The following is a 13,783-nucleotide window of genomic DNA, read 5'->3' on the forward strand; positions in this document are numbered from 1 at the left end:
CGCGCTGAGTGTCCAGGCCGGCAATTTTTTCTAACCACGAATCTGACGAATAACACGAATGGAATTTAGTTGGAATTAGCCAACGGAGATTCGTGAGATTCGTGCTATTCGTGGTTCAATAAGACTTCGGCTACAGTTGCTTGCTCATCCGTGTATGCTCAACCGGCCCAGTCGGCGAATCCTCGAACATCGCCACGCCCTGGGCGACGACGGTATAGCCCAATCGCTCATAAAAGCCAGTGACGGTGCTACGGGCATTGAGAATGATGGAAGTCGCGCCCTGCTCGCGAGCGATCTGTTCTAGCCGGCGGACAAGAGCCTGTCCCACGCCCTGGCGCTGGCAATCTTCCTCCACAGCCATGAAGCGGATCTGGGCTTCGCTGCGAGTATTCAACTGCAACCGCCCAACGCCAAGCAGCCTTCCCGACTCGTCCCACGCTGCCATGTGAGAAACATCGGCGTCATCTAGCTCATCCCGCTCGGAGCCCCGCGGCTGAGCCCACGGGGCACGCAACATACGCCAGCGGAGATCGTAGTAGGCGGTAAACTGCTCGGGGGTGGTGGGGGCGGCGAAGTGCAATGCGGCTGCAGGACTGACTAGTAAGTGAGTAAACATGTGATTCACTCACTTCTTAGCTGCCTTTTCCTTCTTAGCAAGTTCCTCTTGTAACTTCCTCTTTTTGAGTTCCTCTCGTATCCATTTCACGTCTTCCTTGGAGAGCTTCGTAGACCTAACTTTGACCAACTTCTTGTCTTTTTTCAACTCCAAGCTCACGTAGCCTTTCTCGAAATCGATGAATTTTGCCTCGAGCTTCGTCTTGCCAGTCTTAGACGTCCAGGTCCGAAACAGTGCAGCCTCCGTAGCGGCTTTCGCTTCCATTTCAAATTTCAGAGCTTCCTTCTCGCTTAGCAGTTTCACAACTCTCACTGTGACATTGGAGCCGGTTACGCTCTCATAAGATTCCGTACCCTCTACGCGAGCCAAGCCGATTAATCGAATCTTATCGCCATCAACAATCCCTTTGGTGGGATAGTCTTTTAGCCATAGCGATTGGGCATCGCCCTTGATCGGACTAATCAAGAGCTCGGTTTCGCTTAATACTTGAGTTACTTCAAGATGCCAACATTCTAAATAGCCCAAGGACCTTTCTTTGAGCTCTCGTATTGATAGGCAATCGTCATACTTGCGTGGTGATTTAGGAATAATTTTGGTGAGCGACAATTTTTTTGATTGCTCCCAATTTTCCCGTTCCTCATACTTTCGTAGGCTGGCGGCTCGTTCGGCGCGCGCCCGCGCCTTATATGATTCGGCAGTACCTGCCTCAATGCCGAAACAAGGCTGTGGCAATAAGGGCAATAGGAAACAGGCGGTAGCTAAAAACATGAGGTTTTTCATTGCTAACTCCAATGTGCGATATCAAAGTACTTTCCCAATCTCCGAGTCTCTACACCACTTGCTGAGGCAAATTCAGCCCCGGCGCAGGCATGCTTGTCACGCCCATCAGGTATTCATCTACAGCACGCGCAGCGCCGCGGCCTTCGTTGATGGCCCACACCACGAGGCTTTGCCCGCGTCGACAGTCGCCGGCGGCGAAGATGCCCTCCTGATTGGTGGTAAACTCACTGTGCTCCGCTTTGAAGGTTTGCCAATTGCCGCGCGGGTTCTGGGTCTCCAATTCCAGCATGTCGCCGATGCCCAGCTCGGGGCCGACGAATCCTGTGGCGAGTAACACTAGCTCGGCAGGCCACACTTTTTCGCTATCGTCGATCTCGGTGAATGGAGCTTGGCCCTGCGGTTTCGACCAATCGACTTGCACGGTTCGCACACCGACCACGTTGCCCTTACCATCGTCGACGAACTCTTTGGTGAGCAAGTTGTAATTGCGCGGGTCATTGCCTGTTTTGGCTTCGACTTCCGCGTGCGAGTAATCCACGCGGTACACGCGGGGCCATTCTGGCCAGGGGTTGCCTTCGGCGCGCTCTGCGGGCGGCTTGTTGAGCAGCTCGAAGTTCACAATGCTCGTTGCCCCGTGGCGTAGCGAAGTGCCGATGCAGTCGGCCCCGGTGTCGCCACCACCGATCACGACGACGTTTTTCCCGGCGGCGCTCAAGAACTTGTCGTCGACGTGCTTGGCAGCGTGCAAATCGCCATCCATCAGGCTCTTGGTATTGCGCGTGAGGAAGTCCATCGCAAAGTGAATTCCCGCCAAATCACGCCCCGCAGCCCGACCTGTAGGATCGAACGGCTTGGTGGCGCCTGTACACAGCAGTACTGCGTCGAATTCGTCAACGAGATGTTGCGGATCAACAAATTTAATCTTGATGCCGCGTTCGAGCATGATTTGCGTCATGTGACCGGGGGCAAAATTTTCCTCTTGGCCGATGTGCGTGTTCGTCACAAAGTTCACGCCCTCGTCACGCATTTGCTGCACACGGCGCTCGACCACGTACTTGTCCAGCTTCATGTTAGGAATGCCGTACATCAGTAACCCACCAATGCGGTCGGCCCGCTCGTACACGGTCACGTCGTGCCCTGCGCGACAAAGTTGCTGTGCGGCGGCGAGTCCCGATGGCCCACTGCCCACGATGGCCACTGTTTTGCCAGTTGGCTCCTCAGCTGGTTGGGGCAGGATCCAACCTTCTTCCCAGCCACGATCGACGATTGCGTTTTCGATGTTCTTGATTGTCACCGGCGGGTTGGTAATTCCGAGTACGCAGGCCCCTTCGCAAGGAGCGGGGCAGGTTCGACCCGTAAACTCCGGAAAGTTGTTCGTCTTGTGCAGCCGATTCAGCGCATCACGCCAACGTCCGCGGTAGACGAGATCGTTCCACTCGGGGATCAAGTTATCGATCGGGCAGCCGTTATTCGACTGGCAGAACGGTACGCCACAATCCATGCACCGCGCACCTTGGGTGGTCAACTGATCGACCGGTGCCTCGGTGAAGATTTCCAGGAAGTCATTCGCACGATCCAGCGGATCGCGATACGGCACGACCTCGCGTTGAAACTCTTTAAATCCGGTAGGTTTTCCCATCTTATGCCTGCATATCGTTTGAAAATGTTAAATCTGTTCGGTGGAATGACCAATGACCAAGTCTAAATGACCAACTGATTGTTGGTTTGTTTTGCCCCGGAGGGGCTTGTGATAATAGCCCAGCAATTTATTGCTGGGAAAGTTTGAAAAATAAATCTTCGTCCCGTAGGGACGATCGATACTCATCCCCAAACGTACCGCGGGTCGTACTCAATCTCGTGCTTCTTCAATATTGCTAAGAATTCGTCCTGAAATGTTGTCTTCTGATGGTGTGCCGCTTGCTTTGCAATGTATTTCCTTGTCGGCTCAATTTGCGAAATGCCAATCGTGAACGCCCCAAAACCTTCTTGCCAAGCGAAATCACGATGCTCGGGAAACTCGTCGTGAATCCACTTCGAGGAACCACCCTTCACTAATTGCATCGCTTTGGAAATCGTCATGGTAGTTGGGAGCGAAAGCAGTATGTGGACGTGATCTTCAACGCCTCCAACGGATAGTGCCTTGAATTTGTTATCTCTTGCTATTCCCCCCAGGTAGGGCCAGAGTCGTTCTTGTAGTTCGGGGGGGATTGTCTTGCGGCGATCTTTTGTGCTGAAAACGCAATGGTACAGAGCATTGCAGTACGTGTGTGCCATTGTTATCCCCAGGTTGTTTCGTTCAGTTGTCCCTCCGGGACTAGTTGCTGTTTTGTCCTACTTCCCAGCGATAAATCGCTGGGCTATTGTCAAAAGTCCCTCCGGGACATCTCCATTTGAGCCCCAGCTCTGCTGTTAGATCGCCGTGCGCCTTAGCGTCTTTGCGAGAACCTAGACCACAGCTGGTACCTCCCTTTCTGCGGCTTTTCTCTCTTCCAATACACGCTTGTAATCCGTTGGCATTACCTTTGTGAATTCGCCCAGGCACTCGTCCCAGCGGTCGAGTAGGCGAGCTGCTACGGGGCTTTCGGTTTCGTTTTGGTGGCGCTCGATCAGGCCGCGTAGTTCGGCGATGTCTTCCTCGTCGACCACGTCTTCGAGGGCAACTAATCCGAGATTGCAATTGATGCGGAATGCATCGCGATCAGGCGCGTGGACATAAGCCACGCCACCACTCATGCCGGCGGCAAAGTTGCGGCCTGTAGGGCCGAGGATCACTACGCGACCGCCGGTCATGTACTCGCAACCGTGGTCACCCACGCCTTCGATCACGGCATGCGCACCGGAATTCCGTACGCAGAATCGCTCGGCTGCGCGACCGCGGATGTAAGCTTCTCCACTGGTGGCACCGTACAGGCAGACGTTGCCGACGATGATTTGCTCTTCCGCCACGAAGGTTGCCGACTTGGGCGGGTAAATGACAACGCGCCCGCCGGAGAGACCCTTGCCGACATAATCATTAGCGTCCCCTTCGAGCTCAAGCGTGACGCCCTTCGCGAGAAAAGCGCCGAAGCTTTGCCCAGCCGGGCCGTTGAGTTTGAAATGGATCGTGCCGTCCGGTAGCAAGTCGCGACCGTACTTCTTGGCGATCTCGTTGCTGAGAATCGTACCCACGGTGCGATTCGTGTTGATGATCTCTAGCTCTTCGCGCACCTTCTCGCCACGCTGTAGTGCCGGTTCGGCGAGCTTCAGGAGTTTTGTCATGTCGAGCGATTTTTCCAAACCGTGATCCTGCCCTTGCGTGCAGTAGACGCCCGCTTCGGGGTACGGCTTCGCGGCAGGCGTCAATAGGCCAGTGAGGTCCAGTCCGTCTGCTTTCCAGTGTTGGATGGCGGCTTCCGGGTTCAAGCAATCCACGCGGCCGACCATTTCATCGATCGTGCGGAAGCCTAACTCTGCCATCAGCGTGCGCGCCTCCTCTGCGACCATGAACAGGTAGTTCACCACATGCTCGGGCTTGCCAGAGAACTTCTTGCGCAGCTCGGGGTCTTGAGTCGCGATGCCCACCGGGCAGGTGTTCAAGTGACACTTTCGCATCATGATGCAACCGAGCGTGATGAGCGGCGCAGTCGAGAAGCCAAACTCCTCGGCCCCCAGCATGGCAGCCATTACGACGTCGCGACCTGTTTTCAAGCCGCCATCGGTTTGCAGCACGACACGACTACGCAGGTCGTTCATCACCAGCGTCTGGTGCGTCTCGGCTATGCCCAATTCCCAGGGCAAACCAGCATGCTTGATGCTCGTCAACGGCGAAGCACCCGTGCCGCCTCCGTCGCCGGAGATTAGGATGTGATCTGCGTAGCCCTTGGCCACGCCTGAAGCGACGGTGCCCACGCCGACTTCGGAGACGAGCTTCACACTAATGCGTGCCGCGCGGTTGGCGTTCTTCAGATCGTGGATCAGTTGCTTGAGATCCTCGATGGAATAGATGTCGTGATGCGGCGGCGGACTGATGAGTCCCACGCCGGGCGTGCTGTAGCGGATGCGCGCGATCGTGTCGTCCACCTTGCGACCCGGCAACTCGCCCCCTTCGCCTGGCTTGGCACCTTGGCTGATCTTGATTTGCAGCTCTTCTGCATTGGCGAGGTAGTTGATCGTTACCCCGAAACGCCCTGACGCGACCTGCTTAATGGCCGAACGACGCGAATCGCCGTTTTCATCGGGCGTCCAGCGTTTGGGGTCCTCGCCACCCTCGCCAGTGTTGCTCTTGCCGCCGAGACGGTTCATGGCAATGGCCAGCGTTTCATGTGACTCGGCAGAGATCGAGCCGAACGACATGGCCCCGGTGCAGAATCGCTTGACGATTTCTTCAACCGGTTGGACCTCGCTGATGTCGATGGGACCGCCGTTCGCTTTTTCCTTGAAAGTAAGCAGTCCGCGCAGTTGGCATCGCGTGCGTGAGTCGGCGTTGATATGTTTGGAGAACCGTGCGTAGGCATCCTTGTTGCCTGCGCGAGCAGCAATCTGAATGTCGGCAATCGACTGCGGGTCCCACATGTGACGTTCCCCTTCGGCACGCCAGTGGAATTCGCCCGGGTTGGGCAGTACAGTTAGCTTGTGGTTCTTCTTCTCGGGATAGCCGAGTGCGTGCCGACGCATCGCTTCCTCGGCAAGTACGCTGAAGCTCACGCCCTGCACGCGGCTTGCAGTACCGGTGAAGCAGCGATCGACGATCTCGTCTTTCAGTCCGAGTGCCTCGAAAATCTGAGCGCCCTTGTAGCTTTGCAGCGTGCTGATGCCGATTTTTGCCATCACCTTGAGCATGCCTTTGGCTACGGCCTTGCGATACTTGGCGACCAGCTCGTGATCCGCAGCTGTGACGGGGTCGTGCGTCTCGCCATCAGCGGCCGCTTCGAGCGTTGGATGCTCGTCCCCTTCGCCGGTTTCTTCATCCGGGATATTGGCCTCACCAGCGTCGAGCAAACCTTCGCGTCGTCCAAACCACAGAGCTTCAAAAGCTAGGTAAGGATTGATCGCGTCGGCACCGTAACCAATCAGCAAGCAGTGATGATGCACCTCGCGCGCTTCGCCCGTTTCGACGAGAATGCCCACGCGTGTGCGCTTCGTCTCGCGGACCAAGTGATGATGCACGGCGCCGGTGGCGAGTAGCGCACTCAAAGGCACTCGATTGTGACCGGTTTCGCGATCCGAAAGCACAATCAGCGAGAAACCGTCGTCGACTGCCTGTTCTGCTTCCGCGCAGATACGCTCGATAGCCTTCTGCATGCCGAGCGTACCTTCTTCTCGGGGCCAGGTGGTATCAATCGTCTGCGTTCGCCAGCCGCGGCCCGTTTCTTTGTTTTGCTCGATATGCTTAAGCGCTGCGAGCTGTTCGTTCGAGAGAATTGGATGCGGCAGGCGCAAGCGGTGGGCGTGCACTTCGGTCGTTTCCAACAAGTTTTGTTCGGGACCGATGAAGCATTCCAGCGACATAATCACTTCTTCGCGGATCGAATCGATTGCCGGGTTGGTGACCTGCGCGAACAGTTGCTTGAAGTAGTCGTAGAGCAGTCGCGGCTTGTCGCTTAGTACCGCTAGGCAACTATCGTTGCCCATCGAGCCGATTGGGTCTTTGAGGACCTTGATCATCGGTAGCAGCATGAAGGTCATTGTTTCGATGGTGAACCCGAACGCCTGCATGCGTTCCAGCAGCGAGTCGCCATCGTAGCCGTGCGGTTCTTCCTCTGGGTGCAAGTCGTTGAGATCGATGCGCTGGTCCTTGAGCCATTTGCCGTAGGGGCGTTGCTCCGCGATGGCGCCTTTGAGCTCTTCATCAGGAATGAGACGTCCTTGCTCGAAGTCCACGAGGAACATTCTGCCTGGCTGTAGGCGGCCTTTGGCTTTCACGTTCTCCGGCGCCACATCCACTACGCCCACTTCGCTGGCCATAATGACGCGGTCGTCATGGGTGATGTAATATCGCGAAGGACGCAGACCGTTGCGATCGAGCGTGGCACCGATGTAGTGTCCGTCAGTGAACACAATCGAGGCGGGCCCATCCCACGGTTCCATGAGAGCCGAGTTGTATTCGTAGAACGCCCGTTTGCTCTCGGGCATCGTGGCATGGTTTTGCCACGCCTCGGGTACCATCATCATGACGGATTCTTGCAGCGTGCGGCCGTTCATGAGGAGGAACTCCAGCACGTTGTCGAATGTGCCTGAGTCGCTACAATCCGGCTCGACCACTGGGAACAGCTTCGGCAGTTCTTCTTTGAACAGCTCACTCTCGGCTACGCCCTGGCGAGCTCGCATCCAGTTGCTGTTGCCGCGCAGCGTGTTGATCTCGCCATTGTGACTCATGAAGCGCAAGGGTTGTGCGCGATCCCAGGAAGGGAACGTATTGGTCGCAAACCGCGAGTGGACCATTGCCAAGTGACTCTTGTAGTCCGGGTCTTTGAGATCCGGATAGTAGAGGTACAGCTGGTCGGTCGTGAGCATGCCCTTATAGATGATCACCTTGGTAGAAAGCGAACAGATATAGAACATCTTGCTTTGTGTAAGCGACACGTCGGTGCGCAGCTGATTGCTGGCCCGTTTGCGAATCATGTAAACCTGACGCTCGAAAGCTTCGCCTTCGATTCCCTTGGCTGAGGCGACCACGAGTTGCTCAACGACCGGCTCGGCAGCTTTCGCCGTGGGGCCGATGTCCGCTTTCTTCACCTCGGTGGGGACCTTCCTCCAGCCGAGGAAGCGTTGCCCCTCTTCGGCAACAATTTTCTCGACCGCCGCTTTGCACTTCTTGCGTTCTTCTTCAATTTGCGGCAGGAAGACATTGCCGACGGCAAATTTGCCCGGCTCGGGCAGCTCGACACCGAGGTCGGCTTTCACGACTTTCTGTAGAAACTCATGCGGCAACGCCGTCATGATGCCAGAGCCGTCGCCCGTGTTCTCTTCGCAGCCACACGCACCGCGATGATCCATGCGGCGCAGTAGGTCTTCCGAATCAACGACGATTTGGTGGCTGCGCTCGCCCTTGATGTGCGCAATGAAGCCCACGCCACAGGCGTCGTGCTCATTGGCCGGATCGTACAGGCCGTGCTTTTCGGGAAGCGAGGTGAGTCGTTTTCGTTTATCCATTGCTTTACTCGTTGCTAAAGGCTTACTTGCCATGACTTTCTAGATTCTGTTATTTCGGGTGCCACTGTTGGCTTGCCCAGCAGTGCATCTCGCTTACGGGCGCTCAGTGCTGGACAAGCCAGCGGTGGCACCGATCGGAGATCGTTTCCTTAGTCTTGTAGGCTCGCTTGAGGTTTTGTGCTGACATCAGTACTCAACCGCTGGACATTCTCTCTGAGAAGCGCCACAAATTGTCCGGCCAGTTCACTGCGCGGCCGATCGCGGCGGAATACAAAACCCAATGGCCGCACGAGCGGTTCACCCGCAATGCGCGCCATAGCGAGCGTGCCCATGGCGATCTCCGCCCGCACAGTCAGTTCGGGCAGCAGGCTCACACCGGCACCGTGCTCGATGTCCTTCTTTACGTTCTCAATATTGTCAAACTCGTGAGTAATCTCGACTTTCACGCCTTCCTGTTTTAGGCGGCGGTCTATCGAGCCTCGCAGCGCCAGTTTGCGATCGAAAGCGATGAACGGCTCGTCAGCAATGTCACTCAGCTGAATCTCCTCACGCCCTGCCAGAGGTGAATTCGGCGGCAATACGGCCACCATTGGCTCGTCGTACCAGAGTTCCACTCCAAGCGTGTCGCTCGACTTCGGGAAACTCATCAAGCCAAGTTCCGACTTTCCTGACTCGACACAGTCGTAAACTTCTTGCGGATGCAGCGGCTTGAGCCGCAGCGATGCTCGTGGGTTGGCCGCTGTGAACTGCGGCCACAGTTCGTTGAGGTGATGTAGACCCACTGAGTAAATCGCAGCAACTGTTAGGCTACGCGCCTTCGCGTCGGCCAGCGTGCGAACTTCCTCTTCCAGGTCCTCGTAGTGCTTCACCAGTTGCTGGCAGCCCTCGTAGTAGCATTCCCCCTCAGGTGTCAGCTCGAATGGCCGCCGCGAGCGATCCAGCAAGCGCACGCCCAGGCGCTCCTCAAGCTGTTGCACCATGTTGCTGGCAGTCGATTGCGAAATATGGTTGTCTTCGGCCGCTTGCGAGAAGCTACGCCGATCCACCACATCGCAGAAGACTTTGAGGTTTTTAATATGCATGTTGATTGGGCGTTTATTAGTCGTCGCCGGATGTTGGTGTTGGTCTCGTGATTGTTGCGCAGGGCGAACGCGGGGGTCTCGCTAGCGCACCTATACTATTGAGGCCGCGACTTGAAACCGTGGCCGAATATGTCGAATCGACGATCCAAGCGATCGGCGAGAATTCAAAAAGTCGTGTGACTATCGCCTGGCAGCAGAAAGCGATTGCGAGAAAACGAATTACGTCGCCCGGCTCAATCTGAAACCGTCGCCTCGCGTGAGCATCCTTGGCTCGGATCTGCAATCTTAATAGAAGAGTCCGCCAGCATCGAAAATCAGAATACCAGGATACGTTGGGAGAAGTCTGGGGTCAAGCGGGTGTAGAAACCCGCTATCTCGCCTGATTGAGGCAATATTGCCGGCGGGCTTCGTCTCGCCCGGAAATTTGGGGGAGAACCCAGAATCCCGGGCGAGGCGTAGCCCGCCGGCTAGAGGCAGAAGCCTAGTGGCCTCTAATCAGGCAATTTATCAAACTGATAGTCGTGCCCGCGATCTCGTAGCACTTCGGCCTTGATAATGCGATCTGGTTTTGGTGCGCTTCGGTCGCCCGGGTCGCGGCGTTTGAGGCTCGCGGCTACGTCCATGCCTTCGGCGACGCGGCCGAAGACCGTGTGGCGGCCATCCAAAAACGAAGTTGGTACAAACGTCAGAAAGAATTGTGAGCCGCCCGTGTTGGGTTGGCCCGTGTTGGCCATACTCAGGCTACCGCGGAAGTGCTTGCGGGCACCCGGTTTGTTGAACTCGCTACGAATGTTGTAGCCTGGGCCGCCCGTACCAGTGCCGTCCGGGTCGCCCCCCTGAGCCATGAAGCCGGGCAGCACGCGATGGAACGTCACCCCGTCGTAGTAGCCCTTCTTCACAAGCGTAATGATATTCGCCACGGCTTGCGGAGCTTCGTTTTCAAAGAGCTCGATCACGATATCCCCCCGATTGGTCGTGAACTTCACGCGCGGCAGGTCGTCCGCCTTGGCCTCTGCGGCGCGAATCTCCTGCTCTTTTTCCCAGGAATTGCGAAGCCCTGCGATTGCAGCCTGATTCTCGCGTGCCTTGCCCCACAGCACGGTGTTGGGATCGCGCGAATTACGATTGGGCGGCGTATTGCCCATGAGCCCCGCCTCGCCGGCGGCGGCAAAGTACTTCTCTGCTGCGTCGAACTCATTGATATGAAAAGCTGCCACGCCCCCCCACGCATTTAGTTGGGGCCAATCATCGGCGGCACCTGCGTCGAGCATCTTCTTTATCAACTCGTAAGCTTTCTCATACTGGTCGCCTCCATCGCCGTTCGCGTCGCCTAGCAGATAGAACTGGGCGATTGCCATTACGGTGGTGTTGACGCGCGGATAGGCCTGCGGATCAGCTTTGTAGACCGCAACTCCGGCGTCAACGATTTCGTCGATCAGCTTGGCGGCCTCCTTGCGAAGCGAAGCCAATTGGGCATCGAGTTCTTCTCGAGCTGCCCCGCGTGATCCCTCGCGTTTATCCTGGACAGCCTGGATCTCCGCAATCTTCGCTTCCCACTTCCTATGCAGCACATCGAACGCCTCTTTCGCGGCTTTTCCCTCGGGCGAAGGTTCCGTTGCCTGCGGCTTGGCCGCCCCCTCAGCAGATTCTTCAGCCGTTTCGTCCGAGGTCGCTGAAGCGGCCTGGCCCTCGGTGGCAGTTTCCTGAGCCTGGAGCGGTGCGGAAGAATGTAAAGTAAAGGTTGCCAATAGCAGAAGGTGTAGCATCCGTGACATGGTGTTTGGGTCCCCTGTAAGTTGAATTTCCGATATGAACCAGCGAACAAGTCGACGCGGCTAGCCGCGAATTGACGTGTCTCGCCGAACCATTAGCATACCAGAGCAACTATCAGTACGTCACGGGCTGGCGAAGGGATCTTTGGTGTTCGCCATCAGGCATCCCCAATGGCGATGGATCTTCTTAGTTAGCAGATAGGACGATCAATTGCTGGCAGGGATGACCTTGCTATTCCCCCACCCGTCAACCAGCATGAAGCGATAGTCGGTCTTCGTGGCAAAACACTACACGAAGTTGGTTGTCCGCAGGTCTCGAAGTCAGCCAGTTTACGATAGCAGCCATCTCGAAGTTGTAATCGCTCCATACTCACGGACATTTGGTTTACCCAGAAGAGAATTCGTCCTGCGGACCGTTCGAGAGAGCTGTAGGATTCGTCATCTGAATTGCCTCCTCCGGGAGGTGGAAGACACCTACTTTGTCATATCGAACCAACCAGAAAGTTCTGCCTGACAGTTTCTAGATTTGGTAAGATTTGAGGATCGCAATTTTTCGCTCAAACCCATTCTTTCATGTTTTTCGTACTCAGCCAGCCAATGTCGGCAAGGCCCATTCAGACCTGCAAGTAGCCCTGATGAATAAGAAGCGTCAATCAAAACGTCGTCCAGGCGCAGCAAAAGACAACGTCCCTGCCGACCTACACATCATCGGCGGCAGCTTTCGTGGGCGGAGGCTGAAGTATCATGGCGATCCGGTCACCCGGCCTATGAAGCACCGCGTCCGCGAGGCACTGTTCAATCTCGTGAGCATTGGCTGTAAAGGACGCCACGCTATCGACTTGTTCGCTGGCACCGGTGCGCTCGGTCTGGAGGCCATTGGTCGCGGTGCGGTTGGCGCGACATTTATCGAAAAACACATCCCCACGGCCCGAGTCGTGGAGGAAAATATTGCTGCTCTGGAGGTGCAGGACCGGTCAACCTTGTGCGTGACGAGCGCGTTCCTGTGGGGCAAGCGGGATCTCCCCCAGGAGGAAGACTCAGCCGCTCCGCCTTCCTCCTTCCCCCCTCCCCCTTCGGACGTTCCGTGGATTGTGTTTTGCAGCCCGCCGTATGCGTTTTTTGTTGATCGCCAGGAAGATATGCTTGAGCTCATCAACGCACTGGTCGAGCACGCCCCTGTCGGTAGCATTTTCCTCGTGGAAGCGGACGAGCGATTTGATTTCAACTTACTCCCCGGCGGCGTTGCCGAGCATCGTAAAGATCCCGGCTGGGACGTGCGCACGTACTCGCCCGCAGTGGTGGGAGTGTGGGAGAAGAACGGTTAAGATTTGCACTCAGTGATCAGTACAGTCATTTAACCGCCGAGCGCCGTGCAAGCTCGGCGGCTAAATGACTCTTCGCTTTCAAAATTAGGAGATTCAATCGTGTTCCGATTCATATTCTGTTTCCTAGCCATTTGTCAAACTGTTGCCCTAGCCGAGGACCCCTCCGTGTTCGTCCCTATCTGGCCTGAAGACCACGCGGCCAATCATCAAGAAGTGGATGACAACGAGGGTACCCCTGAGTGGCGGGAACGCATTGAGACTCGACCTGAGATGATGGCCTACTTGCCAGCCGAAGGAATAGGCAACGGCACGGCCGTGCTGGTGCTGCCAGGAGGTGCCTATGGAAACCTGGCCCTTGAGCACGAGGGGAGCTTTGTCGGAGAGTGGTTTCAAGAGCGTGGCGTGGCAGCTTTTGTACTGAAATACCGCTGCGGAGGCGGGCCCAACCAGCAACCGGTGCCACTGCAAGATGCCCAACGTGCGCTGCGCCTGATTGCTGCCGGGGCGGAAGAGACGGGCGTCAATCCGCAGAAAATCGGCGTCATCGGCTTTTCCGCAGGCGGGCACTTGGCTTCCTGCGTCGCCACGATGGGCGACGATGGTAACCCCGAAGCAATGGACCCCGTCGATCGCCTTCCCGCGCACGCCGCCTTCGCCGTGCTTGTATACCCAGTGATTTCAATGGACGATGGCTTAGCTCACCGTGGCTCGCGACGTAACCTGCTGGGCGAGAACCCCAACGACGCACTGATGGAGCGATACACCACATGGAAGCAAGTCGATAAGCAGACGCCTCCCACGCTGTTATTTCATTCTAGCGATGACAAGTCAGTCGTTCCCGCCAATTCGATTCGCTTCTACGAAGCGCTGCTAGCGAACAAGGTCCCGACTGCCATGCACATCTTCGCGCACGGCGGCCACGGCTACGGCATGCACCCCGGCAAGCGGAGTTTCCGCAAGTGGCCTGAGCTAATGGAGGGTTGGCTGACGGAGCGCACTTTGCTGAAGAAGAGGGAGTAAATGAAGAAGTCAGGCGTAACAATCAGGTCGCGTCAGCCGCCGAGCTTACTTGGCGCG

Annotated in this window: 9 protein-coding genes; 2 read left to right on the top strand and 7 right to left on the bottom strand. The window is 56.5% G+C overall.

Features of this window, described 5'->3' with window-relative positions; translation table 11 throughout:
• Positions 1-130: 130 nt before the first annotated feature.
• The 7 genes from HG15A2_RS00320 to HG15A2_RS24990 all read right to left on the bottom strand — a co-directional run bounded on the left by HG15A2_RS00320 (position 131) and on the right by HG15A2_RS24990 (position 11,384).
• The gene (locus HG15A2_RS00320) at positions 131-616 is read right to left on the bottom strand and encodes a GNAT family N-acetyltransferase (RefSeq protein ID WP_145056716.1); all 486 of its coding nucleotides are present in this window, start codon (positions 614-616) and stop codon (positions 131-133) included.
• A gap of 9 nt (positions 617-625) precedes the next feature.
• A complete protein-coding gene (locus HG15A2_RS00325) occupies positions 626-1,396 on the bottom strand; it encodes an SHD1 domain-containing protein (RefSeq protein ID WP_145056718.1) in 771 nt (256 codons plus the stop codon).
• Positions 1,397-1,445: 49 nt separating this feature from the next.
• Positions 1,446-3,035, bottom strand: a complete 1,590-nt coding sequence (locus HG15A2_RS00330) for a glutamate synthase subunit beta (protein ID WP_145056720.1) — start codon at positions 3,033-3,035, stop codon at positions 1,446-1,448.
• A 182-nt stretch (positions 3,036-3,217) separates the two neighbouring features.
• Entirely contained in the window at positions 3,218-3,670 is a 453-nt protein-coding gene (tnpA, locus tag HG15A2_RS00335; protein WP_145056722.1) for an IS200/IS605 family transposase, read from the bottom strand.
• A gap of 171 nt (positions 3,671-3,841) precedes the next feature.
• Positions 3,842-8,527, bottom strand: a complete 4,686-nt coding sequence (locus tag HG15A2_RS00340; protein ID WP_145056724.1) for a glutamate synthase-related protein — start codon at positions 8,525-8,527, stop codon at positions 3,842-3,844.
• 149 nt (positions 8,528-8,676) lie between these two features.
• Positions 8,677-9,609, bottom strand: coding sequence for a LysR family transcriptional regulator (locus HG15A2_RS00345; protein ID WP_145056726.1), 933 nt, complete (start codon positions 9,607-9,609; stop codon positions 8,677-8,679).
• 491 nt (positions 9,610-10,100) lie between these two features.
• Positions 10,101-11,384, bottom strand: a complete 1,284-nt coding sequence (locus HG15A2_RS24990) for a peptidylprolyl isomerase (RefSeq protein ID WP_391483911.1) — start codon at positions 11,382-11,384, stop codon at positions 10,101-10,103.
• A 632-nt stretch (positions 11,385-12,016) separates the two neighbouring features.
• On the opposite strand from HG15A2_RS24990, the gene HG15A2_RS00355 reads away from it, so the two are divergent.
• Together HG15A2_RS00355 and HG15A2_RS00360 are read left to right on the top strand one after the other, a co-directional pair.
• Positions 12,017-12,706, top strand: a complete 690-nt coding sequence (locus HG15A2_RS00355) for an RsmD family RNA methyltransferase (RefSeq protein WP_145056728.1) — start codon at positions 12,017-12,019, stop codon at positions 12,704-12,706.
• A 99-nt stretch (positions 12,707-12,805) separates the two neighbouring features.
• The gene (locus HG15A2_RS00360; protein ID WP_145056730.1) at positions 12,806-13,726 is read left to right on the top strand and encodes an alpha/beta hydrolase; all 921 of its coding nucleotides are present in this window, start codon (positions 12,806-12,808) and stop codon (positions 13,724-13,726) included.
• Positions 13,727-13,783: the final 57 nt, after the last annotated feature.

Origin of the sequence: Adhaeretor mobilis, from assembly GCF_007741515.1 — a bacterium.
Lineage (GTDB): Bacteria > Planctomycetota > Planctomycetia > Pirellulales > Lacipirellulaceae > Adhaeretor > Adhaeretor mobilis.

Excerpts from the sequence above, each read along its gene's own strand:
- tnpA (WP_145056722.1), bottom strand. The coding sequence starts at position 3,670 with ATGGCACACACGTACTGCAATGCTCTGTACCATTGCGTTTTCAGCACA.
- HG15A2_RS24990 (WP_391483911.1), bottom strand. The coding sequence starts at position 11,384 with ATGTCACGGATGCTACACCTTCTGCTATTGGCAACCTTTACTTTACAT.
- HG15A2_RS00325 (WP_145056718.1), bottom strand. The coding sequence starts at position 1,396 with ATGAAAAACCTCATGTTTTTAGCTACCGCCTGTTTCCTATTGCCCTTA.
- HG15A2_RS00320 (WP_145056716.1), bottom strand. The coding sequence starts at position 616 with ATGTTTACTCACTTACTAGTCAGTCCTGCAGCCGCATTGCACTTCGCC.
- HG15A2_RS00330 (WP_145056720.1), bottom strand. The coding sequence starts at position 3,035 with ATGGGAAAACCTACCGGATTTAAAGAGTTTCAACGCGAGGTCGTGCCG.
- HG15A2_RS00355 (WP_145056728.1), top strand. The coding sequence starts at position 12,017 with ATGAATAAGAAGCGTCAATCAAAACGTCGTCCAGGCGCAGCAAAAGAC.
- HG15A2_RS00340 (WP_145056724.1), bottom strand. The coding sequence starts at position 8,527 with ATGGATAAACGAAAACGACTCACCTCGCTTCCCGAAAAGCACGGCCTG.
- HG15A2_RS00345 (WP_145056726.1), bottom strand. The coding sequence starts at position 9,609 with ATGCATATTAAAAACCTCAAAGTCTTCTGCGATGTGGTGGATCGGCGT.